This is a genomic window from Pseudoalteromonas sp. JC28 (assembly GCF_013319255.1).
Lineage (GTDB): Bacteria > Pseudomonadota > Gammaproteobacteria > Enterobacterales > Alteromonadaceae > Pseudoalteromonas.
Genome location: NZ_QOKX01000006.1, coordinates 71,524 through 90,537, shown reverse-complemented (window position 1 = coordinate 90,537; position 19,014 = coordinate 71,524). Strand labels below are relative to the sequence as shown.

Here is a 19,014-nt window from a genome sequence, read left to right as displayed (position 1 = left end):
ATCAGGCTGTCATAGCAATGATCACACGGGTAATTTTCAACCGCGATACCGCTTCATTGATATCTTCTTCCAGCCCCGTATCAAGGTGGCTTGTTGCTTCATCCATAAACAGAATCTTAGGGTCTTTATATAGAGCACGCGCCAAGATGATCCGCTGCTTTTGACCGCCGGATAAGCTCGACCCCATATCACCAATCAGGCTGTCATAGCCCATTGGCATATCGCTAATATCATCATGGATAGCTGCTAATTGAGCACAATGCACCACTTTTTCCATATTGATTGGTGAATCAAAAAAGGCAATATTATCAGCCACAGTACCGGATAGGAGCTCATCGTCTTGCATCACCGCAGCTATCTGCTGACGATACTGTCTTGCACCAACTTGGCTAAGAGATATGCCATCCACCAAAACGTCACCACTGGATGGTTTATTTAGCCCCAGCATTAACTTAAGTAACGTCGACTTACCACAACCGGAAGGCCCTGTGATTGCTACTGACTCACCCGCATTGATTGTTAAGTTTAGTTTTTCAATAACATTTGGTGTTGCATCAGAATACGCAAAGGAAACATTCTTCACCTCTATTTTGCCTTCAATATTCAGTTTACGATATTGATCAGGTTGCAACTCTTCTTTGTCTGTTAAAGCAATATCGGCAATGCGGTCAAAATGTAAGCCCAGCATTTTAAACTCTATGAGTTTCTCGATTAGGTTAGCGGTTTTATCCATAAATTGACGCTTGTAAGACATAAAAGCAAACAGCATCCCTGTGCTAAATCCACCAGCAATAACGAGATGTGCAGCTAAATAAACGACGATGATATTCTCAACACCAAACAGTGCTCGGTTAATCGCGTCATAACCAATTTTAAAATTGCCCAACCGGATATTGTGGTTAATCGCACTAGCGTAACGATTTTGCCACTGCCCTTCTCGCTTAACCTCTGAACCAAACAATTTAATCGTCTGAATTCCGCGTACCGTTTCCATAAAGTTGGAGTTTTCTTCAGCGCGCGCCATAATTTCCTGCTCACTGATATTGCGAAATGGTTTATACATAGCAATTCGGATAATCGCGTAAGCAATAACGGCGATAACTACGACGGCAGATAGCATGGGGCTATAGAAGAAGATCATCGCTAGAGTGATTATCGCCATTAAACCGTCAATGATGGCTTCGATTACTCCTGTTGTAAGTAGCTGCTTTACTTGCTGAAGAGAACCAAACCGTGAAACAACATCCCCCATATGGCGCTTTTCAAAATAGGTAATGGGTAGACGTACTAAATGGTGAAAGAGATTAGCTCCCAACTGAATATTCATTTGATTGCCAAAATGCAGTAACGTAAAGCCCCGCAGTGCATTGGTGGCTATCTCAAACAATAGTACTAAAAAGAATCCAACCGCAAGCACAGTAAGTAATGAGGTATCCCCGGTTAGTATGACATCGTCTATCACCAATTGGATATAATATGGTGCAGCAAGCGTAAACACTTGCAGCAAAATAGAAAGCATAAAAATAAGCAGTAACGAACGTTTTAAGCCAGTGATACGGCTCCAGAAGTCAGCAAATCTAAGACTCGCTTTTTGCTCTTTCTTTTCGAACTCCTTTGTTGGAGTCAGCTCCAGTGCCACTCCTGTAAAGTGTTTAGAAGCCTCTTCCATCGTATAGGTTTTTTCACCACTGGCTGGATCATGGATCACAATACGTTTTTCGTTGGCCTTTTTCAGTACCACAAAGTGATTCATGTTCCAATGTAAAATAGCCGGAGTTTGCAGTGCATCAAGATCTTCAAGTTCAATCCGAAGTGGTCTTGAGGTTAAATGAAGTTTTTCAGCAAAGTGCATAATATCGAGCAGCGTACAACCCTCGATTGAAATACTAAAGCGCTGTCTCAGACGCGTTAAGTCAGTATGGTAACCGTGATATCCAGCAACCATAGCAAGGCTCGCAAGACCACACTCAGCAGCCTCCGATTGAATGATCACAGGTAAAGATTTCCGTGACCAAAACTCTAACTTGCTGGCCGCGCCTTCGTGTTCCATTTCCATATCAACCCTTTTTACTTCTTATAACTGACCTTTAATGCTAAATACTGGGTCAAATAACCAGCGCAACAAGGACCTTTCTTCGACCACAATATCGGCATCCAAAGTCATACCAGCCCGCAAAGCGGTGTCTTTACCATATGCTTTGACAGCTTGTTCGTCTAACTCAACCACGACTCGATAAGCGGGCTCTTGAATAATACCAGGCATATTGGTTTCTTCGGGCAAAATAACGCTGTTACTAAGCTCCACAATTTTCCCTTTGTAAATACCAAACTTTTCGTAGGGAAACGCATGATAGCGCAATTTAGTTTCCTGACCTTCTTTGATAAAACCAAAAGCTGAAGTTGGTATATAAACAATAGCTTGCATATCACTATGCTCAGGGATAAGGGTCAGTAAATGCTGCCCCATGGAAACATTTTTACCATGCTTAGCAAGCAATCCTGTGACTATACCTGATTGGGTAGCACGGACTTCACCAAGTCGTTCCTGCTCAATGGACGAGATTTGGATCAGTAGATCAGCTTGTTGTGATTGCAGCTGAGAAATTCGGTTTTGGTGTTCAATTGGCAATTTAGCTAATTGATTTTTGATGTTTTTAAGCTGCGATTCTAGCGCTATACGCTCTGAGCGAATTGAAGAAGCTTGCTGCTTTAGTGAAAGCAAAGTGTCTTTTTGGCGCTGTAATTCAAGTTCAGAAATATACCCAGTGCCTTTTAAGGTTGCAATTTGTGATACCAAATCTTGATTGAGTAGCAGCCGCTCTTGGAACGTGGCCGCTTGGCTCTCAAGCTCTTTTAGCTTTTCTCTTGCGGTGGTTTCTTGTTGCTGCAGCTCTTCTATATCAAGTTGGTACTGTCCACGCAGTTGCTCTATCTGCTGTAGTAAGTTCTTTTGTTGAAAGCGATATTGATTCAATAATGCTTGATTTAACTCAGTGGCTTCGGTGCTATGTTTTGCGGATGCAATACGCAGTAAAGGTTGTCCTGCAGCGACCTGCTCCCCTTCTTTGACCAACACTTCGGACACCACACCTTGTTGCATTGCAGCAACGCGCAGTAGCCCACCACTGGGTTCAATAACGCCAGATACTCTTTCCTTTCTGGTATAGCTACCACTTGATAGAAACACGATGCTTAAAATCACAACCGTTAAAATGAGTAACCCCAGTGTTTTAAATACAGGTGGTTGGATTAAGCTAATTGTGCCCTCTAAGCGATGCTGCTTATGCTCAAACACCTCACGGCGAAATAAATTTTCCATAGCACTTATTGGGTAATATTATTGTTAATATTTTTTTATTGAAAATACAATGTACCACGGGCGGTAACAGAAAGGAATGAAATAAGGCAAGTCATAACTTGCCCTACTAAAAGTTAGAGAAATTTAAACCTATCTCTATGAAAGTAATAATGAAATAACATTACTACTTTTTAATTGGGCGTTGCCAGCCATCTAAGTTGCGCTGCTTTCCACGCGCTACTGCTAGCTGCTCATCTTTTACAGTTGACGTAATAACAGAGCCCGCACCAATCGTTGCCGTGCTACCGATCTCAACAGGTGCAACTAGTGATGAATTTGAGCCGATAAAAGCATTGTCTCCAATGATGGTTTTTGACTTATTAACGCCGTCGTAATTACAAGTAATGGTACCAGCACCAATATTCACTTTTTCACCTATTTCGGCATCACCGAGGTAAGTTAAGTGATTAGCTTTTGATCCTTTACCTAGGCGCGACTTCTTCATCTCTACAAAGTTACCAATATGAGAGTCTTCTTCCATTATCGCCCCAGGACGCAGGCGAGCAAATGGACCTAAAGTGCATTTATCAGCGACCAGTGCATCTTCGATAAGGGTATTGGCTTTAATTACAACACCATTACCGATTTTACAGTTTTTAAGTACGCAGTTTGGGCCAATGACGACATCATCGCCAATTTCAACATGACCTTCAAATATCACGTTAACATCAATCTGAACATCTTCGCCGGTCGTTACTTGACCACGGACATCAATACGAGCAGGATCCGCTAGACTTGCACCGTTAACCATCAAAGCTTCAGCTTGCCAAGCCTGATAGGCACGCTCTAAAGCAGCAAGCTGCACACGGTTGTTCGCACCTTCAACTTCCATTTCGTCATCAGGCTGTGCAGAAGTAATCTCTATCCCTTCACTGTGCGCCATAGCAACGATGTCAGTGAGATAGTATTCACCTTGTGCATTATTATTAGATAACTGTCCAAGCCATTTCTTTAGTAGCCCACCATTTGCCGCCATTATGCCTGTATTGATTTCGGTAATAGCAAGTTGCTCAGCAGACGCGTCTTTTTGCTCCACAATACCAACTAATTTGCCGTTTTCACGTAACATACGACCGTAGCCCGTTGGATTTGCTAAATCAACAGTGAGTACAGCAAGGCCATTATCTGGCGTCACATTTAGTAAACGCTGTAACGTGCTCTTTTTTGTCAGTGGAACATCACCATAGAGGATTAAAACTTTATCTTCATCTCCAATATGCTCTTTCGCAACCGCAACCGCGTGACCAGTACCTAATTGCTCAGCTTGATGAACCCAATTTACTTCGTTATGTGCCAAAGCAGTTTTTAATTGCTGCGCACCATGTCCGAATACTAAATTGGTCGATTGCGCCCCAAGAGACACCGCATTATCGATGACATGCTGCACCATTGGCTTTCCTGCAATAGGGTGAAGTACTTTTGGCAGTTTTGAGCGCATGCGGGTACCTTTACCCGCAGCCAGAATAATTGTATTTAATGGCATGAACACAGGATCCTTTTTCTTGTGTCAGTTAAACAGGTGTACTTTTCTATACTTACGCCTTTAACGCCATCACTTCTATGTGCATCGCGATACCTAAAATTAGCAGGCAGATAAGTACTTACTCAGTACAAATTTTGCAATATTGTAGCGGGGATTGTTCAGAAACGTAAGAGAGTATCCGGCTGAAAAAGAAACTATTGATAATGAGAGTGTTTATCCGCACACAGCTTTTTATCCGGTATCGAGAGCGTTCCTTTCAATGGGCAGCGAACAGCTCATCAACCTACACCAGCCACATATAGATGAATCTCAAACACTGTGCGCCAATTATAGTGATCCCATGATATGCATGACAACTAAGCTGACGGAAACACTGAAGATAATGAAAGAGCTCAAAAATAGCTATACAACGGTTTCGTAGGTAGAGTTACCAAAAGCATAGAGCTAATACATTGCCGGATAAGATAAACTTCACAACTCAACGGCAATTTTAGTTTTTGTAAATCTCAGGTTCGTTAAAAACAATTAACTCACTCATCTTCGGATGAAAAAACAAATATCGAGAATAGAATACCAAAACTGCCAAAAATTGAGACATAAAAGTCAAAGTCTCTTTCAAAGAAAAGAGTAAAAAGTAAGTAGAAAACATTAAAAGAGACCACAGAAAATAGAATCTTTAACAAATAACTCGAGTTCAATATCTAACCCCTCGTGTTATAAAGACAGCAAAACTATCGCTGCCCTTGTTGTTATCATTAGCTATTACATACAGGTTACTTGCTCAACTTCACCATCACCAGAGTTTGTATAAGCTGTATAACACTCCTGATCACCGCCATAGCCATCATCATGAGCATCTCCTAGGGATTTGTCGTCAGATGATTGCTGGTCTTGGTCACGGTCTCAATCACCAGAATTTCCACTTGTAGAATGACTTGGGTTTTTATTTTGCTGCGCCATAACAATAATCCATTGATTTATATAAACTTTACCATTTTTAGTCACGCTAACTACGGTTTCATTTAAAAATCCAAAAAATAATAGTTTTAAAGACTGCTTACTTAAAAAGTATAAAAAAAGAGCCAAAGCGTACACTCTGGCTCTTTTTTAATTACATATCTTTAAAGAAATCAGGTGGAATGATACCGCCGCCTTCAACACAACCAGCAGGCTGCGTCTCTTTCTTCAGATCTTTAATAGGTAAACCACCGTTTACTTTCTTTTGCTGCGCTTTATTTAATGAAAATGGATGCATAGTTTTCTCCTTATTACATCTACAAGTAAGTTTTGATACGAGAGGGCCGCCACCCGATTTATACCAAAACAGTTAAAATTATTTATTTTTACTTTCTGTCATCGCATCTATCAGCCATTTTGTGATTGGCACTTCAGTGCGTTCTTCTACACCGAGAAACATCGGTGAGGGATTAGCTTCAAGGAAATAGTACTCACCAGTCGCCGTTCGTCTCCAGTCAATCGCGGTCCAGTTAAGTTGCAACGCTTTCGTTACGGCGATCGCTTGGCTCTTTATACTTAAAGGCGTATTGACCAATCGCATACTTGCAAGATCATCTTCTCTAAAATCAACACTGTTGCTGTCAATTGCAACTGAAGCAACTCTGCCATCAACCACAAATGTACGTACATTTGTGCCTTCAATATACTCTTGCACAGTGATGGGTGACTTTTGCAGAGCAACGAGAGCATGCTCTGGGTCAATATGCTGAGCAGTTAGCCATTCCGTATATGCACCGCCATAAACTGGTTTGAATATCGCTTTATCAAAAGCCTTATATGCCGCTTGGATCGCTTGAAGCTCATTACCAATATAAGTACTAGGCACCAGGCAGCCGAGCTCTTTTACTCTGGCCAACTGCCTCGGTTTCTCCAAATGATATTGATATGCCGCCCAGCTATTAAACCAGCGAGTACTATTGTTTAACTGCATCCAAGTGCGGATAGTAGCCATGCTGTCCTGTGCTGCTAAGCTATCCAAACTGCCCACATTCTCACGTGTCGATTCATCACTCACCCCAGAAAAATTTCGCCAGTACACAGCCTCAATATCATCAAGAGAAATCTGTGTTCCACAGGCAAGGCTTATCGAATGTTTATTATCTACGAAATCAAAACTCAACTGACACTTTGACGGAAAATCATGTGATTGAAAATGGTATACCTCATCTCGACAGCGCTTTAACTGTTGAAACATATGCTGGGTATGAGCATCTTCAACTTGTCCCATAACAATAATTGCCATTTTTACTCTAAGCCTCGCAATACTGACCTGCGTTACCGCAGAATTTATTCTTCAAATTCAAAGTATTCACTATTAGAATTCGGGCCTTTAATTTGAAGCAATTGCACTTCACCCTGATAGTCAATTAATAATTGCTGATAGGCTTGAATAATTTGTGACTTATTCACACGCTTCAGATAATGTATCAGCTCATCTCGAGAACTAAAATCGAGCCTACCACTCAACCAATCTTCGAAGTAACGCTGAGATTCAATAAATACATTTTCAGGCTGCTTTTCTAAACTGACAAGCAATCCATCTTTAACAACCTCAAACTCCTTCTCATCCATTTTTTCAAGTCCTTGATAAAATGACATAATGAAATTATCAAACTCGGACTTAATCTTTGGTAACGAGGTATTTGCACTTTCAATAAATAAACTGAAAGCTGGATAATCATGTACCTTAAACGCTTTACTCCCTACCGCATAAGCCATTTGCTTTTCAGTTCTCAAAGTATTGAATATTGAGCTATTAAAAAACTGGTTCAACACCATAAGCGCAGCATACGTGGGCGCGGATTTTTCGGCGTAAATATAACTCTCTCTATAATAAACGTTATCCAGTGAAGAGCGCTGTTTATCATTCGTCATATAACCTTTTTGAGGAGCATATTTGGTTGTAATCTGTGGCTTTTGGGTCTGGGATGTTGGACCAAAAGTTTCTCTTACTTTATACGCAAGACTTTGCACATCAGCTTGGTCATAACCACCAAATGCAAATATATCGATGTAAGTGTTACTTACTAATTTATTGTGAAAACTAGCTAATTCCTTGGTATTAACTTGCTTAAGTTGTGCGATAACCTGCTCTGTTGTCCACAACATCGCTTCAGTCTTAACTTGTCGACCAAAATGCAGTTCCGACTGGTACGCAAGCGGCAATTTATCTAGATTTTCTAAAGATTCTAAATACAACTTTTTCGCAGCTTCAAGTCTAGATTCCGAAATTTCCATGCCGGTAATTTCTTTAAAAAGCTGCTCTGCATAATAATCTTGCTTTCCTGTTTTCCCTGAGAGAGTGATCGCTAAATTTCCTTGCGCATTCTGCATCGCCATCAGGTTTATCTGATGCCTTTGTTGAGCACGAGTCCCCAACCTTTGCAGCTCTCTTATCATCATCACATTTAACAAGTTCAGCATTGTGTGATTTTTCACATCTTGATTAAGTACTGCACTTTCAATGGATATACCTAAAACGCCCTGACGCTGTGTAAAATGTTCACTATTTTTCAACCAAGCACTAATACCCTTTGATGCAACAACTTGGCTAGGTAGCTCGTTACTTTGCTTAACAAGCTGTGTAGCAACCTCTTCTTCTACAGAAGGCGAATGCAACTTAAAGTTCAACCCTGAATCTGCATAACTTTTTTTCGCCGAATCGGACAAAGGAGCAACATGGTAGCTACCTTGTGCATATTGCAAAGAAGTGCCCGTTTTTTCATCGTTGCTAATGTGCCATATTCTGGCTTTCTCTAAGGTGAGATTAGATAAACTTTCGCGAATGACTGCTGAATTAAAACCTTTAAAATAAGTATCAAAATGAAGGATATCGCGAGCAGGTACAGTTTGCATCATACGACTAAACTGCATTGCCAAATGAAGCGCGGGAGGCTTTTGGTAGCTCTCAAATTGACCACTAAGCATTTGTTTTAGCTCAGCGGCATATCCTTCAGTTATCCCAGTTTCCTTAATGAGTTCAACGTAATCAAAAAATGCTGCGACTATTTTTTCCTGATGCATCTTGCCTTTTTCAGTCAACATAAATTGTACCAGCGCAGTACCCTCAAGGCCGTAGCTATTGGGTATCAACATAGGTAGCATCATTTCAATTAACCCTTGCTCAGTCAGCGTAGCAGCCAAGGACCCCGGTTCTTGAGAAGCCAATAACATTTGAATGTACGCATTTGGCTTAAATTGCCAATTAGCAAAGTTTGAAGACAATGGAAACTGTAATAGTAATAGATCGGTAGCAACTTTGGTTTGGAGCTTGATTTCTTGGCCTAGTGTAGCTTCTGTAAATACCGGTGTTGAAATAATTGGGGGTTCAACCTGTAAGTTTTTTATTTTTGCAAAGTGCTTTTTTGCTAACGATTTTAATTCGCCAGTCGACTCCCCTCCCACTAGCGTCACTGTCATTAAGTTTGCAGAGTAATACTGCTTGTAAAAGTTAGCCATCGCTGCATAGAGGTCATTCTTATTTGATTTACTCTTTAATGAAGCTTTATTGCCTGCACCGAACTTTCTAATTGGATGCTCTGGATTAACGGTTACGGCGGCCGTACGGTTAATCACGAAGCTATCTTGTTGCCTCAATCGTTGCCACTCTTGATCTACTGCATTGATTTCATTATCAATATTTTCTTTATCAAAAAGAGGATTAACGATTGCATCACTAAGCATCGTCAATGCAGTATCAAATTTATCTTGCGGTAAACTAAAGAAGTAACTCGTCATTTGCAATTCAGTGGCGGCATTATATTGTCCGCCATGCTTGCTAATAAAATCCTTCAATGCATTTGGCTTAGGGTAAGCCTTAGATCCCTGAAAGATCATATGTTCCAGAAAGTGCGCCAGCCCTTGATAAGATTCAGGGTCATGATATTGGCCAACACCAACCGTCAGACTTACAGCAGTTTCTGAAATACTGGGGTCTGAGACAACCACAACTCGTAGGCCATTTTCCAATACGAGCTCATCATAACTTCTGTCATCTTGCACACTTTTGATAAATTGAGACTGTGCAATATCAGATGGTATAGCAGAAGTCAGTTGCGTTATCGTAGTATTTTTTTGTGCTGTAGCATTAAGAGAAAGTAATGCCAAAGCGACTAAAGACAATCTGTTGTTAAACATAACTCACATACCTCTAAAATTTATCGGTGTTATAATTACTTAGGCTGGCACAGCGCTAGACATCAGTGCTTCTCGTTGGGTTTTATCGAACCAAGGAGATTCCTCTTTAGGTACAATACCTGAGTCAACGTATTGCTTCATAACAAGGCCCCTTTCAGTAAACAAACGCCTGACCAAATTGGGGTCCGCTTCAAGCCAATTTTCAGGAAATTGCGCCTGTGCTAAGCTGAATACAGAAGTATCCTGTGGATCCAAAGGCTTGAAATCTTCAACAACTAAATCAAATACCCCATGATCAAATGGGTCTCCAGACGCTTTTTCTCGAATGAAAAACCTTTCTTGTTTACCTCTTACTGCCATCTTTACAGCTCGGTGGTGGCAATATGGGTTATTTCCACGCTTGCCAAAGAATACATGAGAGGTCCAGTTACAACCGCCACGACAAACCTTTGCAAATTCGCAGGTTGCACACTCTCCCCAAAGGTGTTTGGTCGCATCTTCAGGTTTATTAATATCGTTGAATCTAAGCTCATCAGTATTTTCATAGATATCGCGTAGTGAACGCTCTCTAATGTTACCGCCAGTGTATGCATTTGTTGGTAATGAAGGACAGCCCTTAATGCTCCCATCAGCTTCTATACCGAGTGTATTCTGCCCGGCTCCACAACCTCTATAAAAAGCCCATTCAGAATGAGTGGATTTATTATCTCGAAGCTGACGTTCATAAGGTCCAAAATAACCAATGTTATTGCCTGCTTGCACAGCTAAGCCATCACGCCTACCTCTAACAGATAGAAAGTTAATTAGAGGGAAAACGTCAAGTAATTCATTCGGCTGTAATAGCATTTCATCATTATCTGCAGCATTACCCATAGGTACTGTTAGCTGCAATTGCCATGCTCTAGCCCCCACATCTACAAGTTTCTGGTAAAGCAAAGGCAGTTGCTTTGCCGAATAACGATTTATCTGAGTATTACAACCAACATTAATTCCTACGTTGGTCAATCGTTCAATTGTCAGGAAGCATTGCTTCCAAGCTCCAACTTTTCCTCGGAGCAAATCATGTTCTTTTTCTAATCCATCAATAGAAACAGAAACTGTTGAAATACCAGCCTGCTTCATACGTTTAGCTGTTCCTTCAGAAATACCAAAGCCGCCAGTTGTCATTGAAGCTTTCATACCCAAGCGGGTAATTTCAGCAGCTATCATCAACCAGTCTGGGCGCATAAAGGCTTCACCACCAATCAGTGAAACTTCCTTAATGCCTAGGTCAGCCATTTGATGGACCAAATCTAATGCTTCTGTTGTGGAGAGTTCATTTACTCTGCTGTCTCCTGCTCGCGAGCCACAATGACTACACGCTAAATTACATTTCAACGTAATTTCCCATACTGCATAAGTTTGGCGTGCTTCTTTTTTTATTTTTATTCCTGCACTATCCATATTGACTGACATATTTTTAACCCCTAGTAGCTCAAGTCTTATTGGTGGCGCATAACGCGCCACCAACACAATCACGATCTATTCGAAACGTTCTTAGAACTTTTCAAATGGAGGATCGATGATTACGCCGTATAACGGCTGAGGGCAAACCCACCAGTCACAAGGTGGTAATTTGTCATCACCAGGGAATTTGATAGGTGATAGACCACCTTCTACTTTTACAAGTAGTTCTTTTGCTTCGGTAACATCTTGCATATTTTGATGTAAGTCTTTCATTTTATTATCCTAATTTATTTTTAAAAAATAACATGTAGTTTGATTACCAAGTTTGAAGCTTCAAATGGAAGGCATCGCTAGATCTTCCAACCAACACAGAACCACTGTCCTTTTGTGGCGCTGAGATTGATACTATCTCGCTTTTTTTGGTAATCGATTTTCAGACAAAGTGGAGAAGTAGAGTTGAGTACAGCCACCTGCCAGACCGACTTAAAGTTGCAAAGTGTGAAAGGTAAATAACACATCTCTTCAATTCGGTATGGCTCAATATTGTTGCTAAAAAAGTTTTAAATCAAACAAAGGAAAAAAACAACTTAACTATAATTATCATAATCTTAAGCACCAACATTATGGCCAAATAAGAGTATATTATTGGTTTGATATTGATATTCAGCTAATGTAAAAATCAAACTAAACACTTTGACAGATGAGAGACAGTTGATGAGCCCCCATTAATCATTCAGTGTCTATAACATGAGCGTACGGCCTAGAGAGATAAAATGATGATGGCCATTCAAAAGTATGACCTACTAAGATCAACAGTCGTGTGATGCGAAAGGAGTTTGGAAAAGTTTATGAATAATCTCGTAAGAGTGATGCTTACTATGTTTGGTACACTTCAATCCCAAGGCGAAACTCCGAGATCTAATCGGTGTTTTTTAATCACTTGAAGAAATGCTGCCAATTGCGATTCTGCTAGTCTCCAACATATACCCTTACTTAGATATTTATCCCTGCGTTGGTCTTTGTCCTGGCAATGTAAGCCAAATAAAGATGGCTCATGTTCATCTTGAAACACCAATAAGCTATCAAGGCTTTCAAAATCGATCGTTTTGTCTCGCAAAAACAGATAAGAAATCACAATCGTGCAATTCTTGACATCTAAAACCAACTTATTTTGAATCGTAACCAACAAGTAAAATCCAGCCGAGACCATAAAAGTGACACAGTATAAGCTAAACCAAAAAAGTATTTTAGGGTTACTGAGAAGTTCAGACTTAAACGCCGACGCTGCGCTCTGCGGTGAGTATACCCCCTCCGACATCCAAGCTGATATGCCGAAAAAAACGGCTAATGCAAATAATAGACGAGATACTTTAATTGAAAAGTAAAATTGCGTAGTGTTTACTTCATCTACCAGTGTAGACTCCCCTCGGGGAGAGGTTTGTATGTGATCGTCCACGATTGATGTTCCCTTTACTGCTATTTTTAAGTTGATATTACTGCAAACTATGGAAAATATGCAGCCACAAAATAACTAGCATTCCATGGCTGCTTGCCGATTACTGCTTACTCTTAATTAGTCCTATCGGACCGCTATGAGTTGTCGCTGTAAATTGTAAGCTTGGAGTTTCTAAATGGATTACCAACCCTAAACTAGCGGCAGAGATAGATTCATCCGAATTGACTCGACCATCCGCGTTAAGATCTTGCCAAACCATTAGACGGTCAAAATTGCTATCTAATGCGTCTATCTTCAAGTCGCGATTGCTATCTAATAGCAATAAAGTATCCAACTGAGTATCTGCATGACCAAAATGCACTTCATTAACACTGTCGAGCTCGCCGCTTCCGTTAAAGTCTATGAATAACATTCCGTCACTTTGACCTAAGGAAATCTCTCTGTCTGCTTGCGCGGACTGCCAGCGAACACCATTGTTATCTAGATCAAGCATAACAATGTACGTGTTATCAAGCAGATCGATGCTTCTCAGATGCTCTCGACATAACATATCGGGCCTAGTTACCCGCTGATAACCGCAGCGCATGTCATTGAGTATTTCATTTCCTTTATTCACGACTTTTTGATAATAGCTAGCAGCAGTCATCGCATCCTTGACATACGTATCGTAAACAAAATTTTCAACAGCTGTTTCAACACTATTACCAGCCGCGTAGCTGAACCCAACAGAGACTGCAGCCTTGCCAACAGCAACTACAGGGTTTTTACCTAACATTCGACCAACAGCATCGATCGTTTTACCAGTTTTAACGGCAACCACAAATGCAAGTGCCTCAGCTAACGCTTCTTGACCCTCACCATTCCAAGCGTGACTAAAGCCTTGTACGCCACTGTTGAGCCTATCGGCGAGTTTACCTAAGTTTTGAAGCATTCCATTGACTTGTTTATAGGCTGAACTATTTGGGTCTAGGCCATTTAATATTTGCTTTAGCTTCAACTGGAATTGCGCGACAACGTTAGTAATATCGCCTGCATCTTCTTTAAATTGTTTAGCTTCTTTCTCTTTTTGACTATTTTGATTACTTGATGATGAGCCGCCTCCTCCGCCTCCGCCGTCAGAAAAACCTGAACCACCACCATAACCCCAGCTAATGAAGCCACCAAATCCGCCACCAGAATTACCTCCACCACAAGCTAGTGTGTAGCTTTCACATGAATAAACCACTGTGATTCGTTCTATTTCTGATAACTGGTAACCAGAACTGGCATAGTCACTATCGAAGTCTGCGGTATAACTAGGTTGAGTTTTATCGCACTCACCGATATAGCTCCACGCTTCATAATCACCATCGGAGAATAAAGGGTTTTGATTTTTTGACCAATAGCTCGCTTCATAAACAAAGCGGCCAAAAGCAACACGCTCCCCTTGTGTATACGCGCGATTACTATACCAAGAAGCAGGACAGTGATTTATACCTTGCTCCGGTAACTCAATCTCACCATTTAATACTTGGTTTGCTTTATAAAAGTCGACTAATCCAAAACCAAATTTACCATCTCTGCCCTGTTGTCCCAGGTCTTCGGCACTGCCAAATAACGCTTGAATTAGCGTTTCTCTATCCACATTAGGGTTAGCTGATTTGAGCTTGGCTATACCAGCACTTACAATGGCTGCTGCTTGTGATGTGCCGGATAAAACAGCATACTCAGACTGATTTACATCAACCTGTAAATCGAATGTCTCTGAACTTCCGTGTGTTAACGTCAAGTTTGGAATAAGTAGAGTCGGGAAGCTTGTACTAAAATCGATCTTGCTAATGGTAGTATCTGCAATACCAACATCATAAGTAAATACTATCCCACTACCGTTAGCATCAGCGCATGTGTCTGTAGCATCTTTTAACCACTGCTTGCTTTCAGGGGATAGAGCATATTGTGTATCATGCTCATCCAATAGCGTTTTAGGCAGCGCTACCAAGCAATTTTCCACTAAGCTCAATTCATTTGGAAAGTCCTGAGTACCATTATCAATCTGAACAAAGTGCAGTTTATTTCCTACATTATTGCTCACCGCAGTCACTCGATTACGATTCGTCATTGTCGAACGAATATTCACACCGGGCGCAACTAGATCAATACTGGCATTCTCAGCGGAAAAATATGCAAGATCCGTATTTTCATCGATCGCGCCAACGGCGATCACATTTCGATAAGCCGCTGGAAACGCTAGGTAGTCACCTTTATCTGATTGAGGTATCCCGTGATTTCCCGCAGCTGCAACAAAAATAATGTCTCTGTCATAGGCAAGTCTATCGATCACATCTCGAGTAGCAGATGAAAAGTATGGACTACTAAGCGACATATTAATCACTTGAGCACCTGAATTTGCACATTGCTCTATGGCACTAATTAGGTCTGAATCGCGGATAATAGAATTCTCACCATTAGCCGATCGTAGTAATTTTCGTACTTCAACGGATATTTCACCGTTCGCAAAAACAGGATCGGTAAGCAGTCCAGCGAGGTGAGTTCCGTGCCCAATCGCATCTTGATACCAGAAGCCTGCATACTCACTACTCAGCCCTGAAAATAACTGTGAGCTCAATTGGGAATGATTAAGTTGAACACCTGAATCGATCAGACACACTTTCGTTGTACCAACGGTCTGAACCTCCAGTTTAGAAAGCTTTGTTAACTGTTGCCAGTTAAGCTGATTTTGCGATTTATCACCCGCATTATGAGAAAGTAATTGAGGGAAATGATACCTATGATTTCCCTCAATCCGCAGTAAACCACCTTGATTAAGTGATTCTACAAGCAGAGAGTCAAGTTCATTCTGGGTAACGGTGAGAGAAGCATAAGTACGGATACCATCTGAAGATAACAGCGTTGACCGCGCAACAAATGCTGAGGGTAAATTTCCCTGAGTGTAGCTCACAACAATAGGTGTTGTATTCTCATCGGCTCCAGATGCATATATGTGTCCTACGGGCAAAAGTGCCAATAATAAACTTTGTGCAAGTTTACTAAATTTCATCTTCTATTCCTTTTTTATTATCTTTTTCAAAGTATTGAAGGGTTTATTCTATTTCCTATTCCACCATATGAAGTATTCAGCTAATAATTGAGAGACGCTTATTGGACAGTCGCTTGTTAAGTAGTCGTTGTGATTAAATCAAAAGACTAGAGCGCACGATTTGTCCAGAGCACTATCAACTAGTTAAGAAAGCCTAATGCTATTGCTGATGAAAATTTGTGACCCTAGTAAACAGTTGGGGTATGAGGTAACAAAGAGGCAAAAGAAATCTCTTCCGCCCCTTAAGCATTGCTTATTTCAAAGAGTACTTAGCTAAATCATATGGTGGGATCCAGATACCGTAAGACATTTGAAACGGAGGCTTTACTGGGTCAATAGGGTCTGGAATAACACGAGGAAAATCCCAAGGAACAGGTGTTAAGCCATTATCATGCAGTGTGCCACCTTCGACTAACTCAAGTAACTCGGCTGCATTATTCAGCTCTTGCATATCGTAGTTTTTATTTCTCATTTTATTTTCCTTATTACATTTATTGATAGAGCTTGTACTCTCGAGAGTATACTTTGCGGTAAACCGCTAAGTTTTGGTGCCTCTATCATTTACACCTAGAAGTCTGCCGCCACAGACTTTTATTCACTCACACAGCTTTAGCTAAACCTAACGCTCTGTATTGATGAATTGCATTTAATTTCTCGCTATTTAATCGCTCTCTCAGATTAGAGTCTGTCGCCAACCAAGAAGGAGGAAAATTTATACCCTGAATAGTGAAGCGATTTACGTTGTCATTAGATGTCGCAGAGATTGATTCTTCATAGATTTCAAATACACCGTGATCAAACGGGATACCTGAAGCCGCAACGCGCTGCTGAAAGCGCTCACGTAAACCGCTGGCGGCTAAAGTTAATGCTCGATGATGGCAATAAGGATTATTTCCTCGCTTTCCAAAAAATACATGAGCAGTCCAATTGCAACCAGCTCGGCACAGTTTCGCGTATTTACATCCCTTACAATTACCCCACAAATGTGCAATCGACGCATCGTCCATTTCTTGACTATTAAAATTCAGTTCTGGTGCATTTTCATAAATATCCTTCAATGTACGTTCCCTGATGTTACCCCCTGTATATTCTTCGCTCGGCAATGATGGACATCCCTTGATCTTGCCATCAGCTTCAATGCCGATAGCTCCTTGTCCTGCAACGCAACCGGTATAAAACGAGTACTTACTCTCTTGCATAAAAGTCCCTCTAAGCAAACGTTCATAAGGACCAAAATAACCAACATTATTACCAGGTTGAATTATGAGATCGTCTTTTCTGCCACGAACTGACAGCAACCCCAATAATGGATACAGATCGAGTAATTCATAAGGCTGCATCAACATCTCATTATTATCAGCCGCATTCCCCATTGGCACGGCCAATTGGATTCGCCAGTTTTTGACGCCGACATCAATTAATTTTTCGTACAATAAAGGAAGGTCCTTTGCGCTTTTTCTTGTTACTGTAGTATTTACTCCAGTATGTACTCCCAAATCTTTAAATTGAGATAATGTGGTGAAGCATTGGCTCCACGAATCAGACTTGCCACGAATACTATTATGCTCATCTTCAAGACCATCAATAGAAACTGAGACTGCTTCAATGCCCGCTTGAGCCATGCGCTTTGCGGTTCCTCTGGAAATGCCGTAACCTCCAGTCGTCATGGTGACTCTCATACCTTTATTTTTTATTTCTGACGCAATCATCAACCAATCAGGACGTAGATAAGCTTCGCCACCTATTAAGGTCACTTCCTTTACGCCTAGATCAGCCATCTGTTTGATTAAATCAAACGCTTCCGTAGTCGACAGCTCATCAGCTCGTTTATCACCCGCACGAGAACCACAATGACTACAGGCTAAGTTACACTTTAAGGTAATTTCCCACACAGCATAGGTGCTCCGATCATACTCTCGAACCTTCACACCAGCGTTTTCTAATGTATTTGTCATGCCTTATGCCCCATTTCAAACACGCCAAATGTCATAGCGTCTCAAACTTAGGTCCAATCATGTCAGTCAAAAATTTGTAAGGCAAATTACAACAAATAAATTTATTGTTTAAAAACAAAAAGATAAAAATAGCTTCTCAAAAAATAAGAGTTTGATAAAAATTAGCGGGATTTTTAGCTCTGTTTTCATTAAGTAATAATGAAGCAGGTTAACGCTTGAGAGATTAAGCACTCGAATTCAGATGATGGTATACGACCTCTGATGAAGCGGTTAAAAAGCAAACTGCTTACAGGTAATCCCACGGTGGGATCACATCATCTTTCAACAATGCATTGAGTAAAAGCGATTTGTCAGAAAGCAAGCAACAAAATAATGGGTGCAGCCGTGAATAAGTGCATATTACTTATGCATTAAGCGCTGATAAATTACTAAAGAAACCAAACAGAAATGGCAAGAGCTTGCTGACTTAGTTGCAATTGATGGGCAAACAACAAGAATTGATACACTCTTTTATCTATCCCCGTCCCTGAAGATGCGCAAATAATGCAACAAGAAGAAATTCTCCACCATTGGTACATAGAAAGTCAGCAACATTAGGTTCTAGGCTTGACGACGAATTCAGAGAGAAACTCTTCTAGAGTTAGTTTTGTTAAAAAAATATGCTCTCACCTCAAGTAATCAATGCTAGAGAAGCGTTCTAACAATGTATCAACTTGCATAAATAGTCTGCCTACCTCAAGAAAATCCTCAAAATCAAAACCTTACATGAAGACAGGTTCTTAATCTTGTCCAGTGTCTAAATAAAACTCTTTGCTTATGCGCCATTCCTCTTTTTTGTTTATTCTAATGAAACGACACAGATTGCTAAACAACATCTTACTAGATGCTTATAGAATATTACTTTTTGATATTTTTTCCTCTAAACCAATGAATTTATTACTTTCATTTAATTTCTTAAAATTTGATTTTTTATTTTTTTATTGTTTTTATAATTTTCGGAGGCGAGCTGAACTCCCTCTAGAACAAGTCATCTTCTTTGGCGGAAGTGATGATAAATTAATAACTAACTTTGACGTGAGAAACAAA

13 protein-coding genes are annotated in these 19,014 nt (G+C 40.6%); 1 reads left to right on the top strand and 12 read right to left on the bottom strand.

Annotated features, from left to right (window positions below; all coding sequences use genetic code 11):
- Position 1: 1 nt before the first annotated feature.
- From DS891_RS14490 to DS891_RS14450, 9 genes are all read right to left on the bottom strand, one after another.
- A complete protein-coding gene (locus tag DS891_RS14490; protein WP_217448653.1) occupies positions 2-2,056 on the bottom strand; it encodes a peptidase domain-containing ABC transporter in 2,055 nt (684 codons plus the stop codon).
- Positions 2,057-2,074: 18 nt separating this feature from the next.
- Complete coding sequence (locus DS891_RS14485; protein ID WP_174170143.1) at positions 2,075-3,319, bottom strand: HlyD family secretion protein; 1,245 nt, start codon at positions 3,317-3,319, stop codon at positions 2,075-2,077.
- A gap of 163 nt (positions 3,320-3,482) precedes the next feature.
- Positions 3,483-4,841, bottom strand: a complete 1,359-nt coding sequence (gene glmU, locus DS891_RS14480) for a bifunctional UDP-N-acetylglucosamine diphosphorylase/glucosamine-1-phosphate N-acetyltransferase GlmU (RefSeq protein ID WP_010607024.1) — start codon at positions 4,839-4,841, stop codon at positions 3,483-3,485.
- A gap of 903 nt (positions 4,842-5,744) precedes the next feature.
- Entirely contained in the window at positions 5,745-5,936 is a 192-nt protein-coding gene (locus tag DS891_RS14475; RefSeq protein WP_174170142.1) for a hypothetical protein, read from the bottom strand.
- Between the two features lie 16 nt (positions 5,937-5,952).
- Positions 5,953-6,096 (bottom strand): hypothetical protein, encoded by a 144-nt coding sequence (locus DS891_RS14470; protein WP_157757260.1) that lies wholly within the window; start codon positions 6,094-6,096, stop codon positions 5,953-5,955.
- Between the two features lie 78 nt (positions 6,097-6,174).
- Positions 6,175-7,101 carry a RimK family alpha-L-glutamate ligase gene (locus DS891_RS14465; RefSeq protein ID WP_174170141.1) on the bottom strand — a complete coding sequence of 309 codons (927 nt, stop codon included), beginning with the start codon at positions 7,099-7,101 and terminating at the stop codon, positions 6,175-6,177.
- Positions 7,102-7,145: 44 nt separating this feature from the next.
- Entirely contained in the window at positions 7,146-9,995 is a 2,850-nt protein-coding gene (locus DS891_RS14460) for an insulinase family protein (RefSeq protein WP_174170140.1), read from the bottom strand.
- 39 nt (positions 9,996-10,034) lie between these two features.
- Entirely contained in the window at positions 10,035-11,450 is a 1,416-nt protein-coding gene (locus tag DS891_RS14455) for a radical SAM protein (protein WP_100215558.1), read from the bottom strand.
- An 81-nt stretch (positions 11,451-11,531) separates the two neighbouring features.
- Positions 11,532-11,714, bottom strand: coding sequence for a hypothetical protein (locus DS891_RS14450; protein ID WP_010607028.1), 183 nt, complete (start codon positions 11,712-11,714; stop codon positions 11,532-11,534).
- A 941-nt stretch (positions 11,715-12,655) separates the two neighbouring features.
- On the opposite strand from DS891_RS14450, the gene DS891_RS14445 reads away from it, so the two are divergent.
- The gene (locus DS891_RS14445; protein ID WP_174170139.1) at positions 12,656-12,826 is read left to right on the top strand and encodes a hypothetical protein; all 171 of its coding nucleotides are present in this window, start codon (positions 12,656-12,658) and stop codon (positions 12,824-12,826) included.
- Between the two features lie 171 nt (positions 12,827-12,997).
- Here the strand turns inward: DS891_RS14445 and DS891_RS14440 are convergent, their stop codons facing one another.
- From DS891_RS14440 to DS891_RS14430, 3 genes are all read right to left on the bottom strand, one after another.
- Positions 12,998-15,934 (bottom strand): S8 family serine peptidase, encoded by a 2,937-nt coding sequence (locus tag DS891_RS14440; RefSeq protein ID WP_174170138.1) that lies wholly within the window; start codon positions 15,932-15,934, stop codon positions 12,998-13,000.
- 292 nt (positions 15,935-16,226) lie between these two features.
- Positions 16,227-16,445: a hypothetical protein gene (locus DS891_RS14435; protein ID WP_010607031.1), complete on the bottom strand. Its 219-nt coding sequence runs from the start codon at positions 16,443-16,445 to the stop codon at positions 16,227-16,229.
- A gap of 127 nt (positions 16,446-16,572) precedes the next feature.
- On the bottom strand, positions 16,573-17,928 hold the full coding sequence (locus DS891_RS14430; protein WP_010607032.1) for a radical SAM protein: 1,356 nt from the start codon (positions 17,926-17,928) through the stop codon (positions 16,573-16,575).
- Positions 17,929-19,014 lie beyond the last annotated feature (1,086 nt).

Excerpts from the sequence above, each read along its gene's own strand:
- DS891_RS14430 (WP_010607032.1), bottom strand. The coding sequence starts at position 17,928 with ATGACAAATACATTAGAAAACGCTGGTGTGAAGGTTCGAGAGTATGAT.
- DS891_RS14465 (WP_174170141.1), bottom strand. The coding sequence starts at position 7,101 with ATGGCAATTATTGTTATGGGACAAGTTGAAGATGCTCATACCCAGCAT.
- DS891_RS14490 (WP_217448653.1), bottom strand. The coding sequence starts at position 2,056 with ATGGAAATGGAACACGAAGGCGCGGCCAGCAAGTTAGAGTTTTGGTCA.
- DS891_RS14440 (WP_174170138.1), bottom strand. The coding sequence starts at position 15,934 with ATGAAATTTAGTAAACTTGCACAAAGTTTATTATTGGCACTTTTGCCC.
- DS891_RS14460 (WP_174170140.1), bottom strand. The coding sequence starts at position 9,995 with ATGTTTAACAACAGATTGTCTTTAGTCGCTTTGGCATTACTTTCTCTT.
- DS891_RS14435 (WP_010607031.1), bottom strand. The coding sequence starts at position 16,445 with ATGAGAAATAAAAACTACGATATGCAAGAGCTGAATAATGCAGCCGAG.
- DS891_RS14470 (WP_157757260.1), bottom strand. The coding sequence starts at position 6,096 with ATGCATCCATTTTCATTAAATAAAGCGCAGCAAAAGAAAGTAAACGGT.
- glmU (WP_010607024.1), bottom strand. The coding sequence starts at position 4,841 with ATGCCATTAAATACAATTATTCTGGCTGCGGGTAAAGGTACCCGCATG.
- DS891_RS14485 (WP_174170143.1), bottom strand. The coding sequence starts at position 3,319 with ATGGAAAATTTATTTCGCCGTGAGGTGTTTGAGCATAAGCAGCATCGC.
- DS891_RS14450 (WP_010607028.1), bottom strand. The coding sequence starts at position 11,714 with ATGAAAGACTTACATCAAAATATGCAAGATGTTACCGAAGCAAAAGAA.
- DS891_RS14455 (WP_100215558.1), bottom strand. The coding sequence starts at position 11,450 with ATGTCAGTCAATATGGATAGTGCAGGAATAAAAATAAAAAAAGAAGCA.